Here is a 25628-nt window from a genome sequence, read left to right on the forward strand (position 1 = left end):
CACTAAAAAAGCACCCAAATTTTGGGTGCCTGTAATTATAATAATTGATAAATTTTACTCGGTCTTCCACGGGTGGCGTTAGCCTCTTCACCAACGCATTGTGCCAACTCAACTTCGCACATATCCGCAACAATACGCCGTACATTGCGCTCTGTCATTTCAAGATGTGTCGCTAAGTCCTTTGTAGTAAAATCACTCCAGCCCATTCTTTGAACGAGAGCCGAGATTTTCTTATACGTTTTAACACTGATATTTCCGTTTTTCAACTTTTCTATAAGGGGTTTATTGTGGGTACGGGTATCATATTGCAGTTCTTTCTTTTTGCCTGGTGATTCGATAATTTTGCCATCATCTTGAATAATCACAATTTCTCGCTTCTTCATCTCTTTTGAATGTTGAATAGCACGAAAAGCATTGATTTCCGCCGAATAGGCAGTCTCACCGAAGCCAATTCCAACGGCAACGGTTGTATCTGCTTCAAACGCCAATTTTTGGATAGTATCTTCGAGGGTAATGATTTCTCGTTCAATTGCGCCGCGAGAACTAAAAATCATGTACCTCCCATTCCCTTTATCTGAAAAGGAACCATTTATTTTTTCTCCAAGTTGAATCAACATTTCTTTTAGCCGAAGTTCCAAGTACTGTAAATGATACGGAGTTTTCATTTCCTCTGCCACTTTGTTAAAATATTCGACTTCAATGATTTCAACTCCGATCTGTGTACCCTTAAAGTAGGATGTCTTTACTTTTTCAGAAAGTATTCGAAGCGTTTGCCGGATTTCCATCTTACTCATCGACATACGGTAGGCTGGAATGCCATATTCCCTTAAAGCTTCACACACGGACGGAAAACAAGAAAAAGCACCTTCTGTCTTTCCCGTATTCCATAAATTCAAGTGAAAATGTACCAATTCATCCGTATCAACCTCTGTCTCAAACACTTTCGTATAAATCTTTTTGGTTTTTATATTCAACTGTGACAAAGCTTCTTCGCTAATATTATTTGAGGACATAGTATCGATACTAAGATGCTCAATGATTTTCCCTTGTTCGTAGATCATCTCTAAAAAGGATTTATAAAAACCTGATTCCGTAGCAGGAACATGAACCATTATTTTATCTGTACTTAGTGTTTTTTTGGCAATTTCATAGGGAAGTGGACCTGAAAAGAGCCATGCATGTACGTGAGGATTATGTTCTTTTACAATATTCTCCACTTCTTCGATCTTTACATAGGGCAATGAGATGAATTCCAACACGTGTTTATATTCTTCTGCTAAGACTAAAATTTGTTCTATAGAAGTTTTTAGACCGACTAGTCCGATTTTATACATCCAGTAATCGACTTCCTTTATCATCTTTAATATATTCATGGTTCTTTGTAGAATATCCTGGTTTAACGTAAGTCATATTATCGTAAATTTTAATTCTTTTGCTGTCTAACTTTTGCTCAATTTGTATTGAGTCCTGTTGATTAGTTTTGTATGTTACTCTTGATCCTAACAGCAGCAAAAAGAAAAGAATGATAGAAATGAAATATAAAGCTGTATACACATCAACGTCAACTTTTCCCTTCAGTACCATTTTATCATGCGGCATGAAGGAAAAACACGTTGTATACGTTATTCAAATGATACATAACCACTTTTCCATCTCATTCGATTTTTAGCACAAATAATCCATTTTTATTATAAAACGATACTGATTGAAAATTATTTGGTGAAACACTTATTTTTGGAAAACTCGTGCTGTAAACTATCGGGGGGATTGTGTTCGGGAAACCTTTGTCTTTTGAAAGAGGGTTTTTTTAGATTACTAAACTGGTTCAAGGAACTAAAACACATGAAAAACCTTGACACAACGATAGTCGGAATGGAACCCTCCGGTCATTATTGGGTGAACCTTTCAAAGTGGCTATTCAAACAAAAGATTGATGTAGTCACGGTCAATCCTCACCATGTCAAAAGAAACAAAGAAATTCGTGATAATACGAAATCCAAAAGTGATAAAAAAAGATGCCCTTGTCATCGCTGATGTAGTGAAGAATGGCTACTATGCCTTCGTTCGTTCCATTTCATAATCATTAGAAAAAACTTCGTGTCCTTATGGTCTAACCGAGATGTGATCGTTAAGCGTCTTGTAAGCTCCATCAACCAAATTAATCGCTGGGTGGATGTTGTTTTCCCGAGCTCCGTCAAGTGTTTAAAGACGTATCATGTAAAGTGGCAATCACAATCCTACCACACTTTCCTACCCCAGCTGAATTATGTTCCTTACAGCCTCAAGATATCGTAACCGGGTGGAAATTATGTATGAAGCGACATTCCAGGCATAAAAGAGCCCGTTCCCTGCTTGCATGCAGGATTGCATCTCGCTGAGGCAAGCTCTGGCACCAGAACCTTCCTTTTAACTAATTTTGGGTACCTATTTCGATAAAAAACCACGTAACATTACAAAGATTACGTGGTTTGCAAACTATGATATATTAAATTTTCACTGATTGTTCTTCTTGATAGATAATTTCACCATCAATAATAGTTGTTTCTACTTTTAAATCTTTAATTTGGTTTGGGCTGACACTTAAAATGCTGTCATTTAATATAACTAAATCCGCCAACTTTCCGACCTCTATGCTTCCTTTTATCTCTTCTTCAAAACTCGCATAAGCGCCATTCCAGGTGTATAGTTTAATAGCTTCCATTACGTTTATAGATTGATTAGCACCAAACTCCATTCCAGACTGGCTTTTTCTATTGACAGCAACATGAATTCCTAATAAAGGATTATAGTCAGTAACTGGCGCGTCCGATCCACCTGCTGCCATGATGCCACGATCAATAAAATCACGAACAGCATACATGTAATTAACACGATCACCATAGTGTTGGACATATATCTCTCCGAATTCATATGGAAATGGAGGATTTGGAATAGGAACCATCTCGAGTTTTTTCATTCTCTCTTGTAAATCTGGTGAAGAAATTCCCGCGTGCTCAATCCGATGACGATGGTTTTTTCTAGGTGATTCCTCCAAAGCCTTTTCCACACAATTCAAATAGATTTCAATGGCTTTATCACCTTGTGCATGTACAGTGATTTGATAGCCTTTTTTATGTGCTTCACCTAAAACCCGATAGATTTCTTCCTCACTATAATAAAGAATGCCATAATTGTTAGAGTCACTGGAGTACGACTCACGAGTTGCAATTGTAGGCCCGGTGCTACTTCCATCTGTAAACAATTTAACTGGTCCAACTTTGAATCTCTCATCTCCGGTACCAGTTACCACACCAGCTTCGACCATTTTATTAACAAATTCATGGGAGTTATTCACCTGACATATCATTGCATATATTCGGACACGAATATCCTTACTCTTCACAGCTTGTTGCAGTAAACGGTAACTCTCAGGACCATTTCCACCTGCCTCATGTATACTTGTTATGCCCGCTGCAACGAAATGATCTGATGCAATTTTCACAGCCTTCATCAGTTCACTTTCTGTATAACTTGCAAACTCGTTCATACTCATATTTACTGCTTCAATTAATTTTCCTGTAAGCCTTCCTGCCTTATTCTTTTCAATAACTCCCCCATTAGGATCCGGGGTGTTCTCGTTAATTTGCGCAATTTCTAATGCTTTGCTGTTCACCACGCTTATATGGCTGCAGGTACGTGATACAATAATGGGGTGTTCATCTGAAATTTCATCTAGCTCAGCGATTGTTGGATAACGCTTTTCTTTCACAGCGGTTTCATTAAAGCCCCAAGCACGTATCCATTCACCTTTAGGAGTTACTAAGGCTTTCTTTTTCAGGTCATCTAACAAAGCCTCGATAGAATCGATATGTTCAGCTTTACAACTTACCGCCAACTGATTCACCCCATAAAAAATGAGGTGAATATGAGAATCAATGAATCCAGGAAGAAGCGTTTTTCCTTTCAAGTCAATTACATCCGTTTTTTCTCCTATATAACTCTTAACCTCCTGATTTGAACCAACAACTGCGATACGATTATCTTTTATTGCTACAGCTTCGACTACTGTATTCTTTTGGTCTACTGTAATAACTTCTCCATTTATCAATACAACATCAGCCTTCATAAACACATCCCTTTCGAAATTACTCTTTTAGAGTGATCAATTCAGTATTTAGCATTCATCTGCTTAAAATTTGCCCACTTCTCATTTCACATTATTTCAGATTGATCTCATGGTTCATTTTATAATTCTTTTTCAAAGATACTGTACACTCCCATTCACAGACAAGGTCCTTAGCCAAGGAAACGACCCAGCCCTTTGTAATATGATACTTTTCTCCATCAACAGTAATAAACACTTCACCGTCTGTCACATAGAAAACTTCCTGTTCTTCTAGATGCCACGTTCCTTTATTCGGTTCTCCTACCCATGGTTCCCACGTGTCAACACCTAGTCCTTGTGCTTCTTCTGCTGTAAGTTTTTTCGCAAAAAACATGATTATCCTCTCTCTTTCTTATAGGTAATTTTGAAGGAATAGGTTTTATAAACGTACTGTCTTAACATTTGTATCTTTTAAACGTTTGAACTCTTTTTTCATAAAGTATATGGCAATGAGAAGGCCTGGAATTTCTGCAGCAGGACCTGCGTACCATATACCTTCTACACCCCAGAATTTCGGGAAAATAAATAAAAACGGGAACATGAACAACAGCATTTTGCTTACACTAATAAACGTTGCGGACCAGTTTCTCTCTTGTGCTTCGAAATAACCGGAGATAAGCAAGCTGACTGCATTAAGCGTAAACAAAGAATTGAATACAACTGTCGTCCAAATGCCCAGTTTCTGCAATTCAGGATTACCAACGGAAAAAAATGACACAATTGGATCTGCAAAAATGATTAGTATGGCTGTCACAATCCCAAAGAAGGCAACCGTAAAAATGAGTCCCATCTTAATTGCTTGTTTAACACGATCAAGGTTGCCCGCACCGTAATTATAACTAATGATCGGTTGAAGTCCTGTCATCCCACCGAGCGCTGCTAAGGCGAGCATATTTGTAATGTAACCGTTTTGAATCGTGAAAGCGGCAACGTGCAGCCCACCACCGTAGCTTTGCAGCATGTTGTTGAAGAAAATAATGGCAATAAACATCATGAACAGACTCGAGAAAGATGCAAAGCCCGTCCAAGTCACTTCACCGATCGTCTTGAGATTAATCATCATATCTTTCATTTTTGGCTTAAGTTTTGTTTTACCAAACCAGAAATAAAAGATCAGGAAAACAGGGATCGATTGAGAAATCGTATTGGCCCATGAGGAACCCATCATCCCCATGTCATACTTCGTTACCATTATCCATTCTGTAATCCCACCAACAACTGCTGCGACTAACCAACTGTTCATTGATAAAACAGGTTTTTCATCGATATTTGTTAAAACACTTAATACAACGGCCAATATCGTTAATGGTAATGAAATCCATAGCAGTCGGCTATATTGCACCGCATATGGAAGCGCTTCATCACTTGCTCCGAATAAGGTCATAATTTGCTTTTCAAAGACCACTCCAATTACAGCTAGCAAAATGGAGAAGAAAAGAGTAAACCATAAGGTTTGTCCCATAATACCTCTAGCTTCTTCGATTTTCCCTTTTCCAAGTCGAAGTGAAATGACCGCTCCGGCTCCCACACCCAAAAGAACTCCAAGCATACGGGTAATAACCATGACCGTAAATCCAATTCCAATCCCTTCGACTTCCACCTCCTGAAAGCCACTGACGAAATAGCCATCGACAACCGCTGCAACCCCTAGAATCGCGTTAGCCATAATTCCTGCCAAAGCAAATCGTAAATATAGTAACGGAATACTTTTAGTTCCCAGCAATGAATCATACGCTGGCTTATTCATTACTTCTACTTGCTCTATCTTCGATGACGGACGGTTGTCTGCTATTTTCATGAGCATGTCCCCCTATAAATAATAGATGTAGTAAGTTAAGCTCAATTAATTCGCATACCAACCTACAGGCTTGGCATGCTGGTGGATATTGATTTGCTTCGTTTCCATAAAGTGTTCCAGCCCAACAGCACCTAACACTCTTCCGATTCCACTTTGCTTATATCCTCCCCAAGGACCTTCAACATAAGCGAGATGATAACTATTAATCCAAGTAATTCCCGCACGCAATTTACTAATGACACATTTTGCTCGATCCATATCTTCAGTAAATACACCACCAGCTAATCCATAAATGGAATCATTCGCTTTTTGGATGGCATCTTCCTCATCTTTAAATTTCTGTACAACAAGGACTGGACCAAAAATCTCTTCCTTTACAATACACATATTCGCATTTACATCAGCAAAGATCGTTGGCGCAATAAAAAATCCTCGATCAAGCCCATTTTCTGTTAAGCGCTTACCACCACAAACTAATTTTGCACCTTCTTCGATTCCGCTCTTGATGTAATGTAAAACTTCATTCATATGAGGCTCGTTTGTGAGGGCTCCCATTTCAATGTTTTCGCTTTCCCCGTTGCCAACTACAATTTTGCTTGCACGCTCGGCTAATCTTTCAACAAACTTATCGTAAATGGTCTCTTGTACAAGCAAACGAGATGCAGCTGAACAAACTTGCCCAGCATTGTGGAAAATACCAAACATCGCATTCTCGACTGCAGCTTCAAAATCCACATCGTCAAACACAATAAGTGGAGATTTACCACCCAGTTCAAGTGTGATTTTTTTCATATTGCCCGCAGCTGCGCGCATAATGCTTTGGCCTGTTTTTGTTCCACCGGTAAAGGCAATCTTGTCAACATCATGGCTCTCGGCAAGCTCATTCCCAACTGTTGATCCAGGTCCCAATAGCAAGTTTGCCACTCCGGCAGGAAGTCCAACCTCTTCGATAATTTCAAATAATTTGAAAACGCTTACAGGAGTGACCTCAGCAGGCTTAAGTACAATTGTATTTCCTGCGGCGAGTGCAGGAGCAATTTGCCAAACAGCTAACATAAGTGGGAAGTTCCAAGGTACAATAAGTCCACAAACACCAATCGGTTCATGAATAATAATTGTTTCTGAAGAATCAGCACGAGTGTAAGATTCCTTTTTCATGCCTTTGATCAAGTCAGCATAATAGCGGAAGCATTGAATCGATACCGGAATATCCACATAGGTGGTTGCACGAATAACCTTACCGTTATTTGCAGTTTCCAAACGTGCAATTTCAGCTGCCTTCTCTTCAAGACGGTCTGCTATCTTATAGAGATAATCAGCTCTTTCATCAGCTGATAAATCCGACCAGATCCCGCTGACAAACGCTTTACGGGCCGCCTTGATTGCTATCTTCGCATCGTCTGCTGATCCATCAGCAGACGTTGCGATCACCTCTCCGGTTGCAGGATTGATAATGTTTCGTCTATCAGCGGATAATGCTTCTACCCATTTCCCGTCAATGAACATGTTTATTTTCATAAACAACTCTCCTTTAAGCAATAATATCTACCAGTTTAAAACCAATATGTGCTAGATTTACCAGCATGGTTTTCTGATTATAGAATGGGAATGATTTGAGGCGTTCCTTTTCAAATCGATATCCACCTGCACTTCCCGTAACGATCCATTGTGCCAATAACTTGCCAAACAATGTCGAGAGAGAAGCGCCGTGGCCCGTATAACCCGTTGCGAAATATGCGCCTTCTTTGGATTTGCCGATAACAGGGAACGTATCAATTGTAACCCCGATAAATCCACCCCAACTGAAATCAATCTTGCTTCCTGCTAGTTTTGGCATTATTTTAACCATGGCATCGTAAACACTTTGATAAACGGCATCGCCTAAGTTTGGACGAATATCGCCACCGCCGAATACGATCCGATTATCTGGTGTACGTCGGAAATAGTAAAGGAAATTGCTTGTATCAAAAACCATGCGATCTTTAGGAATGACGGTATTCACCAGTGATTCTGGAAGCTGTTCAGTAGCAATAATACGTGCCGAAATTGGCAGTACGCCTTTGTTCAGTTCATTCATGATTTTTCCGGAGTAACCATCTGTAGCGACAATAATGTCTTTCGCAATAACAGCTCCTTTTTCTGTTACAACTTTCACTCTGTTTTGACCGTACTCAATAGATAGTGCTTTCGAATGCTCAAAGATTTTTGCACCGATCGATCTAGCTGCTTCTCCCAAACCAATTGCATAATTCAGTGGCTGGAACGAGTAACTCGAATTGTCGACTAAGCAGCCATAATAAAGTGGGGAATCGATCTCTTGATGCAACTGACTTCGATCAAGCACGCTTGAATCGTACCCAAAATTTTTGTTTAAGAATTCGCTTTCATGTTTCAATTCTTCAAAATGCTTGGCTTTGTAAGCCGCCACAATGTGACCTGTCTTTCTAAAGTCACAGTTGATTTGATGCTCGCCAATGATTTTTTTAACCAGTTCAACGCTAAACAAGGAGAGATCGTTAAGCTGTCTTGCCTCGTCGGCACCATACTTTTTGGCAAGCTCCTTCATCGTGGGCTTATAGCCTGGCAATACCATCCCGCCGTTACGACCGCTGGCACCATATCCGATCGTTTCTTGCTCAAGGACAATGACACTCTTCCCTAATTTTTGCAAATGATACGCAGAAGAAAGACCTGTGAAACCTGCTCCAATAATGACAACATCCGCCTCTTCATTTCCTTCAAGAAACTTTCCTTTTTCATAGCTGTTTGCAGTCACTGCCCACAGTGATAGAGTATCCATTCGATCCATCTTATCCATGCTTGTTATTCTCCTTATGTGACATGTATGCTATAATACAGTCAAATTTTATTCACAATATTCACACTTATTGAGTCCATCATATGACTTGGAGCTTCCTCCAAGTCAATAGCCATTTAAGAGTTTTTTGAATTCATTTTCGTAAAAAAGTGGAGTAACTCCACTTTCTTCAATGGGGGGCATCTATGAAAATTGGTACATTTGCAAAGCTTTTTCATGTTACCACCGATACCGTTCGTTATTACATTGAACTTGGATTATTAATACCAGACAAAAAAAACACCCAGTATCAAATGAACCAATTGTGTCTCGACGACATGGCTTTTATTACTGAGCTGAAAAAATTTCATTTTTCACTGCTAGAAATTCAACAAATTTTATCGTATCAGCGTGTCACAAACTTCTCGGACCATGAGGATATCGACTACTACAACAACTTTCTCATTGATAAAAAGAACCAGCTGACCAAGAAAAAAGAAGACATATCAAAAGCTATCCAATTGATTGAAAAAGCGGTTCAAACCAACTCGCCTTCATCCAAAGAAGAGAATTTTACAGGGGTCCCACTTTCCTTTGTAAATTTGCTCTATTGTCCGAAGTGCCACATTCCACTTGAAATGAAAGATGTGACGATTAAAAAAGTCTACATTCAAACTGGGAGTTTAACTTGTACCTGTGGATACGAGGCAGCTATCGAGGAAGGTATTATCATTACCGGGAACTTGTACGAGACGTCTCCTTATCCATCTTATTTTTACGATAAAGAAACGATTAAAGAGATCAATCCCAATATGATTAACTTATTTGAAAAAAGTAATTTTTGGTTTCAAAAAGTTCTACAAAATATAGATTTGAAAAACAAGTTAATCGTGGAAACAAACGTTGACGCTTTTGTGTCACTACCCAAATATATCGATGTTCTTGAAACGAGCGCATCCTATGTATTCAGTGGCTATTCGCTTGCGATGCTCAAGAAGGTTAGAAAAAGAATTGAGCGTATGAATCCGAAGCCAAATGTCCTTTATATTTTGAATTCTGATTTAAATCTGCCATTGAAACCGCTTAGCATCGATGTTTTTGTGGATAGTTTTACAGCAAATGATTTTTCACTGCTCAATCCGCAGTTCCCAATTCATGTTCTAAAAAACTATTTACATAGCAGTTCAACAATTGTCGGCGGGTACTCCTATTATGATAGCTCGGCCAAATCCTTGAAAAATATTTCAGCCTTATATCCAAATTCCCACGTGCATATTTTATATCCAAAATACATAGAAGAAAATATATCAGTCAACGGATTTCAAATTACGCAAATTGAAAATATCGGTTACTGTACAGATCCAGGGCCTTTTTTTGATTATCATGTAATAGACGAAAAATTCCATATGCTAATGTATTTGGCTAGTATGAAAAAATAGCACACAAAGAGGCTGGCCGAAAAGTAGGCTAGTTGACGGATGAGACAGCTCCCTTGTAGCAAAAAAAGGTCTGGTGCGAAAACCTCGAGATAATTACAAGTAATCTCTAAATTTTGGACATACTGATACTATTACTCTAATAAAGGTGCTTCAGAATGAAAAGCGAAATTTATTCAAGTGGAAACATTATCATCATGATATTTTTTTGCAAACAGTAAGATGGAAACTTTAGCTTTCGTGATTAGGTAGAAATGATGAAAGAACGGGACTTATCAGTTGCTCATACAACGATTATGCGTTGGGTTCATCAGTATGGTCTTGAATTAAACAAACGAATCCGTCGTCATCTCAAGCAAACCAATGACTCTTGGAGAGTCGATGAAACATAAATCAAAGTGTACCGGTACGATTCGAATGGAAATACCATCGATTTTCACCTAAGCAAAACAAGAAACCAAGACTGCAAAGCAATTCTTTGCAGTCTTTTCATATTTTCTGATTCTAGTGTCGTGACTGTCGATAAAAATCTAGCTTATCCTATTGTAGTTGAAGAATTGAGAAAAAAAAGATGCCATTAGGCATCCAAATAAGGCAAGTGAAATATCTCATTAAAAAGCAGGTTCGTTCGATGTTAGGATTGAAACCCTTTCGCACAGCTACATCCATTATTTCTGGAATACAAGCTATACATATGACAAAAAATGCGAATTATTCACTGGACAAGCCTGTCCAAAATCATGTGTAGTTCATCCATCTATTTGGAATTGTTCCTCTAGGAAACTTTTCGCCGCTTTATATCTTTCCTAAGTATTTGTACCGGAACCCATAGGATTATATAAACAAAATTGGATATACTTCGCCTCTGGTTGCACGGACGCTGGTATTACCCGGGTGCCGCCAGCAAAAAGGAAAGAAACACGCTAAGACAATTTTAATGGAAATAAGCTTTTTCTCCTATGCTAAAGGGAAATCAGCTTTTTTTGAACTCTTGATGACCATAACTCATGACAGAAAGAGCAGCTGTACCTAAGGATATCAAGACGAGCACACCACCAACTGTAGGGTTGAACTCGACAGAGGTTTGCTCAATGACAATTCCACCAATAAATGAACCAAAAGCAATACCGACATGGACCGCCGAATTATTTAAGGTTTGCTGGATATCCGAGGTTTCTGGTGACAACTCAATCAGATAACTTTGCATCGCTGGTGTGATCGCCCAACTTAGCATACTCCATATTACCATCAAGATTAGGAAAAGCGGTAAAGAGAAGGTTGTATAAGGGATTGATAACATAGAAACCGCAAAAAAGATAATGACAGAAATTATAGTACGCTTTGAGCCGAAACGGTCAGCCAGAAAGCCTCCAATTCCCCCGCCAACTACAGCTGCAATTCCAAAAATTAAATAGACAATACTAACCCATGTTCCATCAAGGCCTAGTTTCATTTTTAAAAATGGAGTTAGGTATCCATATAGTGTTAAATGACCTGTCAACATGACAAAGGAAGTTGCCTGGGCAAATAGAATTTTTCGATTTTTCAATGTACGTAATTGTCTTCTAATTGGAATAGAGGGTTTTGGTGCCATCCTTTCCAGAAAGAAAAACACCCCCGCCATCGAAACTAAAGTTAGGATGGAGATCATGATAAAGGGGGCCCGCCAGCCAAAAGCATTTCCAAGCATCAATCCAATTGGTACCCCTAGTACAAGAGAGGCACTGACTCCCATAAAAACAATTCCGATCGCCCTTGCACGGTATTGTTCAGTTACAATATTTGGCACCATCGTTAAACATAAAGCAATAAGCAATGAACCACTAGAAGCTGCAATGATACGCCCAAAAAGTAAAATACTATAATAGGGGCTTAAAATCGCAATGACATTTCCTAATAAAAAAATAACCAAAGTAATTAAAGTTAGCCGTTTTCGTTCCACTCTTTGTGTTACTGATAACAATATGGGCGCTGCTAACGCGAATGCAAGGGAAAAAACAGTCATAAGGAAACCCGCTTGCCCAAGACTCACATCTAAATCATTCGCGACAATATCTAGTAAACCGCCAATGATTAATTCAACCATCCCGACAACAAACGAGACAATCGCCAATAAATACACGCGTTTATCCAAATTTAACTCCTCTCTAAAAAGCAAGATAAATACCCGATAAAAAATAGCCCGCCATGTTTAGCTAGGTCTTTTCTCATTCACTCCCATACTCCTTCTAATTTTTCTCTAAAGAGTTGGCAGAACGACAAAAAAATAATTCGTGGACAGGAATCGATAATGAATCCCGCTTAGAATTTTCAATTACCTCCGGATTGGTACCCATCTTTTTTATGTACATAAATGAATTTTTCAATACTCCTTAGATTATGTTTTCTGTTATAAATATAATAGCACGATTGCTTACAAGGTCTTAACCAGTTCATTTCAACCGATTCTAGTCATTACCATATTTTTTTTGCGTACCAAGAACGTCGAGGTGTTACTTCTTTAACATATAAATTTTACGAGGTCTTCCCCGAGGTGATTGAAGTTCTTCTCCTTTGTACTCCACTAAACCACTTTCACTCAAACTACTCATAATTCTCTGGGCATTTCGAACGGTCATGGATAAATGAGAAGCTAAGTCTGAGGAAGTGAAGCCGTCCCAGCCCATACGATCAACCAATGCTTCTATCTTTTTATACGTTTTTACACTAATGTTTGCCTGATTCAATTTATCTAGCAGTTCTTTATCATTAGAACGGAAGGTATAGGCCAATTGTTCTTCTTGACCTACGGATTCAATCATTACACCATCTTCTTGGATAACGACAATTCCGGAACTGTCTTGCTTCTTCGAATGACGGATCGCCTTGCGGGCATTGATTTCTGCCGATGCAGCCGTTTCACCAAAACCAATACCAACTGCAACCGGGACATCCATTTCAAGGGCCAGTTGTTGAACAGTACTTTGCAAGCTGCCAATTTCCCGTTCAATTGCCTTTCGTGAACTAAATATTTGATAGCGGCCGTTTCCATTTTCAATGAGGGAGCCATCTAATTTTTCGCAAAATGTAAGTAATGTTTGTTTAATCTTAAGCTCCACATGCTGCAGATGATAACGAATATTAACCTCGTCCACAAATTGATCAAACTGATCAATTTCAATGATCTCTACACCTATCTGACTATCTTTAAAATAGGTGCTTTTTGCTTTTTCAATCAAAATCTTGACCGCTTGCCGAATTTCCATCTTTGTCATATTTATTTTGTAGACAGCAACATTTTCTTTCTTCAATGCCTCATATACAGATTGTAAAACGGTTAGGACAGCATGTATCTCCCCTTCCCTCCACAACTGAAGATGAAATTGAACAATTTCTTGATAATCATATTGTTCATCAAATGTTTTTACATAAATATGTTCGGTGGAAATCCCTAGCTCTTGCAGCGACTCATGCAAAAAAAAGTCTTCCAATCGAATCATATCGATGGATAACTTATCGAAAAAATGTTTTTGATCTGCAGACATTTGTAATAAACATCTATATAAACTAGATCCTACAGGAGGACAATATGTAAAATTGGCCTCTGAATCCAACATTCCTTTTGCTATTCTATAAGGAACTGGTCCAGAGAAAAACCAACCATTTACTGTACTTTGGTGATTTTTTATAATGTCCGTTACCTCACGTGCATCTTCATATGGAAAATCAATAAAATCTATTTCATGTTCAAATTCATTAGTAACATCCCGAATTTTCTTTATAGATGAAAGTGGACCTACAACACCAATTTTATACAAGTTTATTTCACCCCTACATCATACTATTAGTTTTATTATATCAAAATAACCAACCCTAACAGGGAATAAAAAATGAGCTCAAAATATAAAAGCATGTAAAGCACCGTTTGATATAAATAAACGGTGCTACTTAATATGGTTTCTTATCTATCGTGAGTACAAGAGTGACAGGACTTATTGATTTAAAGGTTTCGAATCCCAATGTTTATTTAACAATAATTACCAGAAAATATTTTCCCTTTTTTCTGAAAATTTTATTGAAATAGATTATTCTTAATTATATAATACATTTAACGAAAATAGCGTTAAATATTCGTTAAATAAAAATCAATATTGGAAGGAATTAATGAAGTTCACAAAGGATGAAAGACGGTAATTTGAGTTTATGTTTAGAGAAAAAGTTTATAAATGGAATGGTGCAAAACGCACAAACTACAAATGGAAGAAGGTTTAGGAGGAGAATGTAATGGAACAAAAAGTAATGAAAGATACAACTAATCTTCAAAATCATAAAACGGGTGGTTTTTTCAATCGAGTAGAGCGAATAGGAAACAAGATCCCCCACCCCTTTATCTTATTTATTTATATGATTGCCTTTTTATTTGTTGTAACCTCTCTCTTATCAGTCTTCCATGTTTCGGCATCGGACCCCATAAGTGGAGAGAAAGTGGAAGTTCAAAACCTCTTAAGCCGTGAAGGCATCCAATGGATTTTGCCGAATATGATTAAAAACTTTTCCGGCTTTTTACCACTGGGATCTATTTTAGCTCTTATGCTAGGAGTAGGATTAGCGGAAAAAGTTGGATTGTTAGAGGTTTTGATTCGGAAAATGTCGTTAAAAGTCTCAGGGAAATACGCTAGTTATTTAGTTGTATTTGTTGCCTTTTTTAGTCATGTTTCTTCTGATGCTGCGCTTGTTATTATGCCTCCACTTGGTGCTTTAATTTTCCTTGCTGTAGGACGTCACCCTGTTGCCGGGTTGCTTGCTGCCATCGCTGGGGTTGGTTCAGGTTTCACTGCCAACTTATTAATCGTCACAACAGATGTCTTGCTTTCAGGAATTAGTTCGGAAGTAGCGAAAGGCATGAATGCAAATTTGACCGTTAATGTTACTGATAACTGGTTCTTCATGGCGACTTCCGTTCTCGTACTCACGGTAGTTATATCCTTGATTACAGATAAATTTGTCGAGCCGCGCTTAGGAAAGTATGAAGGTAGCGGTCAGCATAAAAAATTGGAGCAATTAACGAAGCAACAAAACAAAGCACTCCTGGCTACAGGTATTTCAGCATTGATTTTTATAGCTGTTATGGTCGTTCTAGTCGTTCCAGAAGGAGCCCTATTACGAAATCCAGAAACTGGAGCCATTCTCCCCTCTCCATTCATGTCTGGAATTGTCGCAATCATCTTACTCTTCTTTTTTACAGTTTCCATTACTTATGGAGTTAAGGTGGGAGCAATCAAGAAACAAAATGACATTCCGGAATTATTGGTGGACCCAATTAAAGGAATGGCCGGATTTATTATTATGGTTTTCCCGCTTTCCCAGTTTGTCGCTTGCTTTAACTGGAGTAATATGGGTAAATTTTTGGCTTTATCCATCACAGATCTCTTGGAACAGCTAAACATAGAAGGTGCACCTGTCCTAATTGGGCTAATGTTCTTATCTGGACTTCTTTCCATGTTCATTGCTAGCGGATCTGCAATATGGTCTATATTGGCACCCGTTTTTGTCCCAATGTTCATGGTATTAGGCTATCATCCTGCCTTCGCCCAAATGTTGTTCAGGGTAGCAGATTCATCTGTACTGCCATTGGCACCTGTATCTCCATTTGTCCCACTATTCTTAAGTTTCTTACAAGAGTATCGAAAAGATGCAAAACTAGGAACTTATTATTCTCTTATTTTGCCTTATCCGATTATCATCTTCATCATTTGGACGCTATTGGTAGTCGTTTGGTATTTCCTTGGCCTCCCAATTGGTCCCGGAGTATATCCGAAATTACCGTAATTTGAAAAAGTCTCAAGCGCCCCGCATGCCCCTTATCCGACTTGAGGGGCTGGGCTGCTTGGTCTGGACACCAAATCGTATTATATGAATTATCATCTAATAAATTAGGAGTGAAACGAATTGGATATTATTTCTTTAAGACGTGATCTTCATCAACATCCAGAAGTTGGCTTTACGGAATTTCGAACTGCTTCAAAGGTAGTAGAAGCACTAACTTCTCTGAAATATAACGTGATATTTGGAAAAGATGCTTTAGATGGTGATTCTCGCCGTGGAGTCCCCCCTATAGAAGTATTAGAGGAAACATTTAATAGAGCATTACAAGATGGCGCCAACCCTAAAATCCTCCAAGAAATGAAGGGTGGATATACTGCCGTCATTGGTTTATTAAAAGGAAAAACTGATGGCCCAACCGTAGCTTTCCGCTTTGATATGGATGCATTGCCTGTTACGGAAAGTACTGATTCTGACCACTTCCCGCAAATGAACGGTTTTCGTTCCAAATATGAAGGGAATATGCATGCCTGTGCACACGATGGCCATACAGCAATTGGCTTAGGACTTGCTGAAAAATTAGCGGATGGGAATTTTGCAGGAACGGTAAAGCTTATTTTTCAACCTGCTGAAGAGGGAGTACGCGGTGCCTATTCAGTTGTACAAAAAGGGATTTTGGATGATGTGGATTATTTATATTGTCTGCACCTTGGCACAGATGTCCCCCTAGGAGAATTTCATGGTGGTTCTTCCGGCTTTTTAGCAAGTACGAAAATGGCTGCCCATTTTCATGGGGTATCTTCTCACGCAGGTGCTTCTCCGGAAAAAGGGAAAAATGCATTGTTAGGAGCAGCCACCGCATTATTAAATATACATGCTATTCCAAGATTCAGTTCAGGTTCTACCCGCATAAATGTAGGTATTCTTAACGGAGGAACAGCCGCTAACATTATTCCTGCGTATGCAAAAATGGTCATTGAGACCCGGTCTGTATCTGAAGAAACAAATGCTGAAGTGGAGCAACGTGTTCGAAATATCGTGGCTCATAGTGCAGGTATGCATGAGCTTGAACATGAAATTGAAATCATAGGTCAAGCAATTACGATTCGTTGTGATCAAGAACTTGTCGAACTGGCCATGGAAGAAGCCAGGAATGTAGATGGTTTTTCAACAATCAAAGCATGCAGGGAATCCGGTTCTGCTGGTAGCGAAGATGCAAGTTTTATGATTCGAAGAGTACAGGATAATGGCGGGAAAGGGACATATATGATTATTGGGACTGATATTCCTGCACCACATCACCACCCTAAATTCGATATTCAAGAAGAAGTTTTACCAAGGAGTGCAGAACTTTTGAATTTAATTGCAAGACGCCTATTAAAATAATTCTTCAGAATATATATAGGAAGGAAAGAGTGTAAAATGACACATGTAAATAGATTATCGGAAATCATTGAACAAAAAAAAGAAAAATTCATTGAAGTCAGTGACTGTATATGGAATTTTGCGGAAACACGCTTTGAAGAATATCAATCTGCTGAATTGCTATGCAGCACGTTAGAAAACGAAGGATTTTCTGTTGAAAAAGGTGTTGGAAACATAGAAACGGCATTTATCGGTAGCTTTGGAACCGGTAAACCTATTGTGGCAATCATGGGAGAATTTGATGCGCTGTCAGGTATGAGTCAAAAAAAAGCTACAGCTAAACAAGAGCCAATAGTACAAGGTGAAAATGGCCATGGATGTGGTCACAATTTACTTGGTACGGGATCTTTAGCTGCAGCTGTTGCAGTGAAGGATTATATGGAAGAGAATCATATAAATGGGACAGTTCGTTATTATGGATGTCCAGGAGAAGAAGGCGGATCAGGTAAAACCTTCATGGTCAGAGAAGGTTTGTTCGATGACGTTGATTTTGCATTTTGTTGGCACCCACTAGATGTTAACGGCGTTATGTCGATGGATTCGCTTTCCAATTTCCAAGTGTATTATAAGTTTAAAGGCAAAAGCTCTCATGCAGCAGCATCACCACATTTGGGACGGAGTGCTTTAGATGCCGTAGAACTTATGAATGTTGGCGTGAACTATTTAAGAGAGCATATTATTCAAGAAGCAAGAGTCCATTATGCAATAACGAATTCAGGTGGATTATCGCCTAATGTTGTCCAACAAGATGCAGAAGTTCTTTATTTATTACGAGCTCCGGAAGTTTCACAAGTTCAAGATATTTACTTGAGAGTTTGTAATATTGCTAAAGGAGCTGCCCTTATGACAGGAACTGAATTAGAAATCGTTTTCGATAAAGCCTGTTCCAATGTTATCCAAAACAATGTGCTAGAATCCGTCATGTACAAGAATTTTCAAGAATTAGGTATTCCACAACACGATGATAAGGAAAAACAGCTTGCCAAAGAAGTCCGCGCTACCTTAACCGAACAAGAAAGGAACAGTACAATCAATCCTTTTAAAGATAATCAAGATGATGCATTGGCAAATTGGTTAGAACCCATTGAGGGCTTCCAAGCGCCATTAACAGGTTCCTCGGATGTGGGAGATGTTAGTTGGATCGTTCCTACTGCCCAATGCACAACAGCTTGTTTTGTTCTTGGGTCACCTTTGCATAGCTGGCAGTGGGTTACACTGGGATCAACATCCATTGCCCATAATGGAATGCTTCATGCTGGCAAGGTTATTGCGGCAACTGCAGTGGAAGTACTTCAAAATCCGGAATTAATTGAAAAGGCAAAAACGGAGCTAAAAGAACGATTAAAAGGGAAAAGCTATGTCTCCCCTATTCCGCAAGATGTAAAGCCTTTAGTTAAAAGATAGACTAGATTGGTGAGTTGCAGTAATCTTCAATTGTCCGTAGATATATGGTAATTTAGTTCATGGAAACTTATTATGTATAAAAAGGGGTTCGGAAAACATATCTTTCATCAAAAGATGTTCCCAAACCAACACCTTCAACTCCTCAAGTATGGGTTTTATCTATATGTTAGAACAAAGTTGATTGGAGAGAAAGGTGCGAGACTCCTGCGGGAAAAGTGCGTCTAGGGAGACCCCGCAGGCGCAAGCCGAGGAGGCTCGCGGACCGCCCGCGGAAAGCGAGTGCCTGGATCGGAAATCTACGTCCAAATTGTACAAGCCATAAAAAAACTGTGGTAAACTCGATTTCTTCGAATTTGTCTACAGTCTCAGGGATCTTCGATTGGAAGGTCCCTTTTCCATTTTGGCTTTATATTAACTCCCGGAAACCTCTAAGTGTCATAAAAATTTATGGTAAAAAAGCTTATCCCATCACATTCAACAGATATCCTTCAATTTCTTGCTTTCTTTTTAAAATAACTATTACCTTTTCAGGGTCACTCTTTTGAAGATCCGCAAATCTGGCTTTCATTTCTTTCTTGCGAGGAAAGTAGGTGGTCATGATAAATTTAATAAACTGCCAGTCTAATTTTTCATTGCAGCCTTTGCCCATATCCGGCCTTGTTTTACCTATATTAGACAACCAACGTTTTATAACCCGGTAAAGGCAAACACGGAGAGGAAGTTCTAAATAAATAATCGTATCGGCAAGCTCCGAACGTAAATTAAAAGAATTACTATAGTTGCCCTCCATTATCCACTTGTCATGACTCAATACCTTCTTCTGGGCAGAAATAAAAGCCTCTAAAGGAGCCTCCACCCAGCCAGGCCTCCAGTAGAATGTATCCAAATGATATACTTCGATATTCAAATGATCTCCAAGCCTTGTTGCAAAAGTAGATTTTCCGACACCCGCGGACACTCCGATAACCATGATACGTTCCATTGATATACCATCCACTCTCCCCTTTTATGTTCATAAGAAAAGGCGACCCTTCTTGAAGAAGAATCGCATCAGTTTTAGAAAATGAAGTATGGTTGCTGCGGTGTCCTGTCAAAGAACAAGCCAGCCTTACATTTTATCTCTATTAAATCAGATGCCCTAAATGTTTCTTTACCTCGTAATCAACAAGTTTTTCATCTTTCTTAATTCGTGCCAGATAATCCGGGTTGGCTATAAGCGGACGGCCAATCGCCGCAACGTCAATGATGCCTTTTTCCAGTGCTGCTTCTGCTGTTTCAGGATCAAGCCCGCCCACACCGACTATGATTCCATCCCAGTGGCTGCGTACCAATTCATGCATGGTCAATCCTCTTGCAATCGGTTTGGTAAATTCCATCGTGGATGGGTGAATCATTTTGACTCCTGTTTCATTGAACGCTTCAATAAATGTTTGGATCGCTTTTTCAGGGTCTTCCCACATGTAAGACGGCTGGTCAATTTTCAAAGCCGAGAAACGAATAAGGGTACGTTCCACTCCAACCGCATCAATAACTGCTTTTAGCACTTCCTTCATAAATGTCAGACGCTGTTTTAAATCACCACCGTACCGATCGGTCCTTTCATTGGAGGTGTCAGAATTGAACTGGTCTATTAAGTAGCCATGTGCACCATGAATTTCAACGCCGTCAAAACCAGCAACCATTGCATTCTTTGCAGCTTGTTTATATTGGTTCACAACTTCTGCAATATCCGTCTCTGTCATTTCTTCAGGAGTGTCAAAAGGTTTGCCGAATCGTGAAACCTTACCTTCTGCAGCGATAGGTGACGGAGCCTGCGGAGGAAGTCCTCCTGCAATTTCATGGTGACTTGCACGGCCCACATGCCAGATTTGCGCAATAATCGTTCCGCCTTCAGCGTGTACTGCTTCCGTTACTTTTTTCCAGCCGTTGATTTGCTCTTGAGTATATATACCGGGAACTCCAGGATTGCCCTTTGCTCTTGGTGAAATCACTACACCTTCAGTAATGATAAGTCCGATTCCATCTTGAGCCCGTTTTCGGTAATATTCTACGGTCAGGTCATTCACAACACCAGTTTCGTTATCGGCAAACGAACGTGTCATAGGAGCCATAGCCGTTCTTGTTTTTAAGTTCCATGCACCTATTGTTACAGGTTCAAACATTTTGGTTTTTATTGTTTTCATATAAGTTCCTCCCGTTAACCGCTTTACCTGAGCTAAATTTTAGTAACTTTCATTGTGTAAGATTATCCGATAAGTGGTTAATTTTCAAATAATTCACTCTGATTTTAGCGCTTTTGATAAAATATGGTAATAAAGACCAATGAAAAAGCCAGACAGAGAAAATTACTTTCCCTGCTGGCTAATTTATTTTTCTTCATTAATATCTTATTAGTCTCGTGCTCTTCTGATAAAAAAAGACACGATCAAACCAATGATTGCAAGGACAAGACCGAAAATAAAGGCATCTTGAACGCCTGCAGTCAATGAACCGCTAATGGCAGATGGATCGAACGGATCTTCTGCATTTGCCATATAATTTTTTTGGGATGCTGACATGATTGTAATGGCAACGGTTGTACCGATAGCCCCTGATACTTGTTGCAATGTATTCATTAGAGCAGTTCCATCCGGATAAAGATTTTTCGGCAGTTGATTCAGCCCATTTGTCTGGGCCGGCATCATGACCATCGAAACACCAATCATAAGGAGGGAATGCATGACGACTACCATAATGATCGTCGTTTCAGTCGTTACATTCGTCAAGGTCCATAACATGACAATCATGATAATGAAGCCAGGGATCACTAACCCTCTTGGACCGAACTTATCAAAAATGCGCCCCGTAACCGGAGACATGATACCATTAAGCACTCCACCCGGTAATAGTACCAGCCCAGCAGAAAATGCAGCTAATGCAAGTCCGGTTTGCAGGTATAGCGGTAAGAGAATCATTGATGACATGATGATCATGAAGGTGATGAAGACGGTTATTAAACCAAATGTGAACATCGGGTATTTAAAAACGCGCAAGTCAATCATCGGTTTATCCATGTTGAATTGTCTTACAGCAAACAGGAAGAGCGCTATAAGTCCGACAATGATAGAGGAAAGAACTATCGCATTGCTCCATCCTTGTTCTCCGACAATACTAAAGCCATAAACAATTCCGCCAAAACCAATGGTTGATAAAATAATGGATGGTACGTCAATTTTAGGTTTGGTGATTATTGAAACGTTTTGCATATACTTGAGACCGAATAGTAAAGCGATCACAAAGAACGGCAAAGACACCCAGAAAATGTAATTCCACTTCAGGTTTTCAATAATCAAACCTGAAACTGTCGGCCCGATTGCTGGGGCAAACATGATCACCAGCCCCATCAATCCCATCGTCGCTCCCCTTTTATGGATAGGGAAAATCAATAAAATGGTATTGAACATGAGAGGCAATAAAAGACCCGTTCCGATTGCCTGGATGACACGGGCTAGCATCAAGATGCCGAACCCAGGTGCAATTGCTGCAATTAGCGTCCCAATGATGGAGAATACCATTGAGGCAATGAATAATTGACGAGTATTGAACCACTGAATCAAGAGTCCCGAAACGGGAACCAATATCCCCAATGTTAATAGGTAACCCGTTGTCAGCCATTGCACGGTGGAAGGACTGACATTGAACTCTTGTATTAGATCACCCAGAGCCATGTTTAATGCCGTCTCACTGAATAACCCAATGAACCCTGCAATTAAAAATGCAATTAAAATGGGAGTCGTTCTAATGACTGGTTTTTGTTGCTGTGTTGCATCTGTAGACATAAAATATTTCCTCCAATTACTAACTGTTCGACCTAAGCTTAAGATAATTTTTTCGTATGACTTATTTATTTATCAGCAATAATGGTATCTGTTCGGCAATGGCTTGGAGAGGTTCCCCGCTTTTCGCCGTTAAGGATAAAAGGATACCGCCTTCAATCAAAGCATTAATTACGATACTCAATTCTTTTGCCCGTTTCTCACTGAATTCCGCCTCGAGTAATTTCTTCACATATATGGATTGCCAATCTTCTATCGCTTCTTGGCAGGCCGTTCTTATCTGCTCACTCGTCGTATATGTTTCCGCTGCAATCGTTCCGATTGGCAGTCCTAATAGATTTTCACTATCCCCAAATACCTCGGATAATTGAAAAATATGAGCCTGAATGGCTTTGATGGGGTCATCGATTTCATCAAAGCCTCGTTGAATTTCATCTATCACGAATTCTTTAGTATGAATTATCGCCTCTATCGCCAATTCTTCTTTGCCTTTCGGAAAATAATGATACAGAGAACCTTTTGGGATTCCACTTTCCTCAATAATGTCTTTAAGCCCTACACCATAATATCCACGTATTCGAAAAAGTCGGGAAGCAGCTTCAATAAGAATGTCTTTAGAGTTTCGTTTCTCTGCCATAGCTGGATCACTCCTTGAATTATATCAACCGGTCTATTAGAGACTATACTTGTATATCATTGTTTTGTCAAAGATGATACTTATGTATGCATTGAATATGCGATTGAAACTCATTGGAAACAAAAAAGAACACCTCCTAATGGTGTTCTCTGCAAGTTTAAAAAATCGTGAAAATCAATACCTTCTTAAACAACCCGGCATTTTTTAAAACGCTTCCATTATTAATCAAACACATCGTCCTGCCTCAATATCTTCAAGGATTCTTGTCATGATTTTTGAAATCAAGAATAGCAATTACAAACATGCCAAAGCTTAGCATCAGGGAAATAACTTCGAAAGTACCCATTCATACATCGCCTCCTTATATCCAGCTTTTCCTGATCAGAGATTGTCCTATACAAAAAAAAGATGAAGCAGTGGCTTTTAAACAAAAAATAAGCAAACCCAATAGGGTCTGCCCTTGTACTCCATTCGAATTTCTTTTCAAAAGACCGATTACTGTTAATAACCAAGTTTTTTTTCTACAACGTTCATTAAGGGTTTACCGTCAGAATAAAGCTTTAAATTTTTCAGGAATAATTCCATAACACGATCTAGGTGTTTGGAAGAGTTGTAAGCATTATGTGGGGAAACCATGACATTTTCCAGCTGCCAGAAAGGATGGTCCTTAGGTAAAGGTTCTACTTCAAACACATCTAGAGCCGCTCCTGCTATGTGCCCATTGCTCAAGGAATTAATTAAATCTTCATCAACAATCGTATTACCTCGGCCGACATTAATTACATAGCTGCCCTTTTTCATTTTATTTAAGCGTTCTTTATTAAAAAAGTATGATGTATCTTTTGTAAACGGAAGGGCCAAGACGACAAAGTCGGAACTGGAAAGGACCTCATCCACTTGATCCATTCCCATTATCAAATCAGCAGGTTCATATTCCGTGTTCCTCTTGGAGGGATTCCGGCGGCACCCAATAACGGTCATACCAAGTGCTTTACATCTCTTTGCTATCTCATAGCCAATATCCCCATACCCAATTATCCCCACTGTCGCATTCTCGAGATCTTTCACAGGAATTTCAACCCAAGTTTTGTTTATTTGATTTCTGATCATTGTCGGTACACCTCTTGCTAATGAAGACAGCATCGCAATTGTATGCTCCGCTATTGGGACAGATGTGCAGCCTTTGACATTGGTGATGATGACATCGCTGTTTTGTATATCTTCATTCAGCATGGCCTCCACTCCAGCAGTGTCTGAATGGACCCATTTAATATTTGGAGCTTTTTTTATAATGTTAAGATTATCATGAAGCCCCAGCGTATAAATGACATCAAACTTCGATAGATCATCTGTTGGTTGTGGTTCAGGTTCACCGAACTCCCATGGCTCGACAACAACTTCTGAACAAATCTCCTTAAACTGATTGATGTATTTTTCCGGTATATCGACCCTGATATAGAGTGAAGGTGCTGTTTTCTTAGAATCGGACATTATAAAACCTCCTCAAGAACCTACGATACCCTTTTCCCTCTTTTATGGGAAAACAATCCGTTGCAGATTAGACCATGCCTGCTTTATGGTCACCTCAAGAAATCTGGCTGCTCTTTTCTGATTCTGTCCCAAAGAGGCTGAAAACTCAGCCATCCCTCATATTCCGTTCCCGTTTGTTCTGCCGTTAACTTTGCATACTCTTCTTCTATAAAAATAGGCTTACCTACAGACTCAGCCATTATCTGTGCTTGACATGAACGTTCCATCGTTATGAACCACCACGCAGCTGAATCTACAGACTGGCCTACAGTTAACAATCCATGGTTACGGAGGATGACAGCTTTGCATTGACCTAAAGCCTTAGCAATGCGTTTCCCTTCTTCGGATGCGTAAACCACACCCGTAAAATCATCAAATAATGCATGATCTCTGTAAAATTGGCAGGCATCTTGCGTAATCGGATCTAACAATCTCCCTAAGGAAGACCATGTCTTTCCATAGACTGAATGAGCATGTGCCGCTGCAATGGCATCCGGTCGCGCTTTATGAATTTCAGAATGAATGGCAAAGGCAGCACCATTCACAGAATGTTCACCCTCTACAATATCACCTTTATGATTGACCAATATTAGATCCGAAACGGAAATTTGACTAAAATGCATCCCAAACGGATTAACCCAGAAATGGTCTGTATATTTAGGATCACGGACCGTAATATGGCCGGCTATCCCTTCATCGAAACCAAACTTTGAAAAAAGACGGAAAGAAGCTGCCAACCGTTCCTTCCTGTGAATGCGCTCTTCTTCCAATGTATTGAATGTTGCGGGTTGCAGGGAAATTGTCTTTGTCATTTTTACTTTCCTCCTCAATTTTTCCGTT

Annotated in this window: 19 protein-coding genes and 2 pseudogenes; 6 read left to right on the plus strand and 15 right to left on the minus strand. The window is 39.4% G+C overall.

Going from position 1 to position 25628, the window contains the following annotated elements; genetic code table 11:
- Nucleotides 1–35 precede the first annotated feature (35 nt).
- Complete coding sequence (locus ACYP5M_RS23600) at nt 36–1334, minus strand: hypothetical protein (protein ID WP_452445220.1); 1299 nt, start codon at nt 1332–1334, stop codon at nt 36–38.
- Nucleotides 1335–1744: 410 nt separating this feature from the next.
- Between ACYP5M_RS23600 and ACYP5M_RS23605 the strand changes: the two are divergent.
- A pseudogene (locus tag ACYP5M_RS23605) lies at nt 1745–2354 on the plus strand (IS110 family transposase); the annotation flags it as partial.
- Nucleotides 2355–2485: 131 nt separating this feature from the next.
- On the opposite strand, the gene ACYP5M_RS23610 reads toward ACYP5M_RS23605, so the two are convergent.
- From ACYP5M_RS23610 to ACYP5M_RS23630, 5 genes are all read right to left on the minus strand, one after another.
- Complete coding sequence (locus ACYP5M_RS23610; protein ID WP_434167838.1) at nt 2486–4105, minus strand: amidohydrolase; 1620 nt, start codon at nt 4103–4105, stop codon at nt 2486–2488.
- 91 nt (nt 4106–4196) lie between these two features.
- Nucleotides 4197–4478, minus strand: coding sequence for a cupin domain-containing protein (locus ACYP5M_RS23615; RefSeq protein ID WP_434167839.1), 282 nt, complete (start codon nt 4476–4478; stop codon nt 4197–4199).
- 45 nt (nt 4479–4523) lie between these two features.
- Nucleotides 4524–5942 (minus strand): MATE family efflux transporter, encoded by a 1419-nt coding sequence (locus ACYP5M_RS23620; protein ID WP_434167840.1) that lies wholly within the window; start codon nt 5940–5942, stop codon nt 4524–4526.
- Between the two features lie 45 nt (nt 5943–5987).
- Nucleotides 5988–7460 carry an aldehyde dehydrogenase family protein gene (locus tag ACYP5M_RS23625; RefSeq protein ID WP_434167841.1) on the minus strand — a complete coding sequence of 491 codons (1473 nt, stop codon included), beginning with the start codon at nt 7458–7460 and terminating at the stop codon, nt 5988–5990.
- Between the two features lie 13 nt (nt 7461–7473).
- Nucleotides 7474–8760, minus strand: coding sequence for an NAD(P)/FAD-dependent oxidoreductase (locus tag ACYP5M_RS23630; RefSeq protein ID WP_377450452.1), 1287 nt, complete (start codon nt 8758–8760; stop codon nt 7474–7476).
- Nucleotides 8761–8945: 185 nt separating this feature from the next.
- Between ACYP5M_RS23630 and ACYP5M_RS23635 the strand changes: the two genes are divergently transcribed.
- The gene (locus ACYP5M_RS23635) at nt 8946–10178 is read left to right on the plus strand and encodes a MerR family transcriptional regulator (RefSeq protein WP_434167842.1); all 1233 of its coding nucleotides are present in this window, start codon (nt 8946–8948) and stop codon (nt 10176–10178) included.
- A gap of 145 nt (nt 10179–10323) precedes the next feature.
- Nucleotides 10324–10923 (plus strand): annotated as a pseudogene (locus ACYP5M_RS23640) (IS6 family transposase).
- Nucleotides 10924–11148: 225 nt separating this feature from the next.
- Here the strand turns inward: ACYP5M_RS23640 and ACYP5M_RS23645 are convergent.
- Nucleotides 11149–12309 carry an MFS transporter gene (locus ACYP5M_RS23645; protein ID WP_434167843.1) on the minus strand — a complete coding sequence of 387 codons (1161 nt, stop codon included), beginning with the start codon at nt 12307–12309 and terminating at the stop codon, nt 11149–11151.
- 358 nt (nt 12310–12667) lie between these two features.
- Nucleotides 12668–13972: a helix-turn-helix domain-containing protein gene (locus tag ACYP5M_RS23650; protein ID WP_377412996.1), complete on the minus strand. Its 1305-nt coding sequence runs from the start codon at nt 13970–13972 to the stop codon at nt 12668–12670.
- Between the two features lie 481 nt (nt 13973–14453).
- On the opposite strand from ACYP5M_RS23650, the gene ACYP5M_RS23655 reads away from it, so the two are divergent.
- The 3 genes from ACYP5M_RS23655 to ACYP5M_RS23665 all read left to right on the plus strand — a co-directional run bounded on the left by ACYP5M_RS23655 (nt 14454) and on the right by ACYP5M_RS23665 (nt 18806).
- The gene (locus ACYP5M_RS23655) at nt 14454–15983 is read left to right on the plus strand and encodes an AbgT family transporter (RefSeq protein WP_434169729.1); all 1530 of its coding nucleotides are present in this window, start codon (nt 14454–14456) and stop codon (nt 15981–15983) included.
- A 120-nt stretch (nt 15984–16103) separates the two neighbouring features.
- A complete protein-coding gene (locus tag ACYP5M_RS23660) occupies nt 16104–17363 on the plus strand; it encodes an amidohydrolase (protein ID WP_434167844.1) in 1260 nt (419 codons plus the stop codon).
- A gap of 36 nt (nt 17364–17399) precedes the next feature.
- Nucleotides 17400–18806 carry a M20 family metallopeptidase gene (locus ACYP5M_RS23665; RefSeq protein WP_377450457.1) on the plus strand — a complete coding sequence of 469 codons (1407 nt, stop codon included), beginning with the start codon at nt 17400–17402 and terminating at the stop codon, nt 18804–18806.
- A 460-nt stretch (nt 18807–19266) separates the two neighbouring features.
- On the opposite strand, the gene ACYP5M_RS23670 is transcribed toward ACYP5M_RS23665, so the two are convergent.
- From ACYP5M_RS23670 to ACYP5M_RS23700, 7 genes are all read right to left on the minus strand, one after another.
- The gene (locus ACYP5M_RS23670; RefSeq protein WP_434167845.1) at nt 19267–19788 is read right to left on the minus strand and encodes a P-loop NTPase family protein; all 522 of its coding nucleotides are present in this window, start codon (nt 19786–19788) and stop codon (nt 19267–19269) included.
- Between the two features lie 142 nt (nt 19789–19930).
- The gene (locus tag ACYP5M_RS23675; RefSeq protein WP_101223382.1) at nt 19931–20989 is read right to left on the minus strand and encodes an alkene reductase; all 1059 of its coding nucleotides are present in this window, start codon (nt 20987–20989) and stop codon (nt 19931–19933) included.
- A 207-nt stretch (nt 20990–21196) separates the two neighbouring features.
- Nucleotides 21197–22624 carry an MDR family MFS transporter gene (locus ACYP5M_RS23680; RefSeq protein ID WP_101223383.1) on the minus strand — a complete coding sequence of 476 codons (1428 nt, stop codon included), beginning with the start codon at nt 22622–22624 and terminating at the stop codon, nt 21197–21199.
- A 61-nt stretch (nt 22625–22685) separates the two neighbouring features.
- Nucleotides 22686–23258, minus strand: a complete 573-nt coding sequence (locus ACYP5M_RS23685) for a TetR/AcrR family transcriptional regulator (protein WP_137019904.1) — start codon at nt 23256–23258, stop codon at nt 22686–22688.
- A gap of 253 nt (nt 23259–23511) precedes the next feature.
- Complete coding sequence (locus ACYP5M_RS23690; RefSeq protein ID WP_220126990.1) at nt 23512–23604, minus strand: putative holin-like toxin; 93 nt, start codon at nt 23602–23604, stop codon at nt 23512–23514.
- Between the two features lie 155 nt (nt 23605–23759).
- Nucleotides 23760–24749 carry a D-2-hydroxyacid dehydrogenase gene (locus ACYP5M_RS23695; protein ID WP_434167846.1) on the minus strand — a complete coding sequence of 330 codons (990 nt, stop codon included), beginning with the start codon at nt 24747–24749 and terminating at the stop codon, nt 23760–23762.
- An 89-nt stretch (nt 24750–24838) separates the two neighbouring features.
- The gene (locus ACYP5M_RS23700) at nt 24839–25618 is read right to left on the minus strand and encodes a class II aldolase/adducin family protein (RefSeq protein ID WP_260359181.1); all 780 of its coding nucleotides are present in this window, start codon (nt 25616–25618) and stop codon (nt 24839–24841) included.
- Nucleotides 25619–25628 lie beyond the last annotated feature (10 nt).

It is taken from the genome of Peribacillus sp. N1 (assembly GCF_054600815.1).

What these genes read in the sequence shown, in the direction of transcription:
- ACYP5M_RS23600 (WP_452445220.1), bottom strand. Translation starts at nt 1,334, where the DNA reads ATGTATAAAATCGGACTAGTCGGTCTAAAAACTTCTATAGAACAAATT.
- ACYP5M_RS23610 (WP_434167838.1), bottom strand. Translation starts at nt 4,105, where the DNA reads ATGAAGGCTGATGTTGTATTGATAAATGGAGAAGTTATTACAGTAGAC.
- ACYP5M_RS23615 (WP_434167839.1), bottom strand. Translation starts at nt 4,478, where the DNA reads ATGTTTTTTGCGAAAAAACTTACAGCAGAAGAAGCACAAGGACTAGGT.
- ACYP5M_RS23620 (WP_434167840.1), bottom strand. Translation starts at nt 5,942, where the DNA reads ATGAAAATAGCAGACAACCGTCCGTCATCGAAGATAGAGCAAGTAGAA.
- ACYP5M_RS23625 (WP_434167841.1), bottom strand. Translation starts at nt 7,460, where the DNA reads ATGAAAATAAACATGTTCATTGACGGGAAATGGGTAGAAGCATTATCC.
- ACYP5M_RS23630 (WP_377450452.1), bottom strand. Translation starts at nt 8,760, where the DNA reads ATGGATAAGATGGATCGAATGGATACTCTATCACTGTGGGCAGTGACT.
- ACYP5M_RS23635 (WP_434167842.1), top strand. Translation starts at nt 8,946, where the DNA reads ATGAAAATTGGTACATTTGCAAAGCTTTTTCATGTTACCACCGATACC.
- ACYP5M_RS23655 (WP_434169729.1), top strand. Translation starts at nt 14,454, where the DNA reads ATGAAAGATACAACTAATCTTCAAAATCATAAAACGGGTGGTTTTTTC.
- ACYP5M_RS23665 (WP_377450457.1), top strand. Translation starts at nt 17,400, where the DNA reads ATGACACATGTAAATAGATTATCGGAAATCATTGAACAAAAAAAAGAA.
- ACYP5M_RS23670 (WP_434167845.1), bottom strand. Translation starts at nt 19,788, where the DNA reads ATGGAACGTATCATGGTTATCGGAGTGTCCGCGGGTGTCGGAAAATCT.
- ACYP5M_RS23675 (WP_101223382.1), bottom strand. Translation starts at nt 20,989, where the DNA reads ATGAAAACAATAAAAACCAAAATGTTTGAACCTGTAACAATAGGTGCA.
- ACYP5M_RS23680 (WP_101223383.1), bottom strand. Translation starts at nt 22,624, where the DNA reads ATGTCTACAGATGCAACACAGCAACAAAAACCAGTCATTAGAACGACT.
- ACYP5M_RS23685 (WP_137019904.1), bottom strand. Translation starts at nt 23,258, where the DNA reads ATGGCAGAGAAACGAAACTCTAAAGACATTCTTATTGAAGCTGCTTCC.
- ACYP5M_RS23690 (WP_220126990.1), bottom strand. Translation starts at nt 23,604, where the DNA reads ATGGGTACTTTCGAAGTTATTTCCCTGATGCTAAGCTTTGGCATGTTT.
- ACYP5M_RS23695 (WP_434167846.1), bottom strand. Translation starts at nt 24,749, where the DNA reads ATGTCCGATTCTAAGAAAACAGCACCTTCACTCTATATCAGGGTCGAT.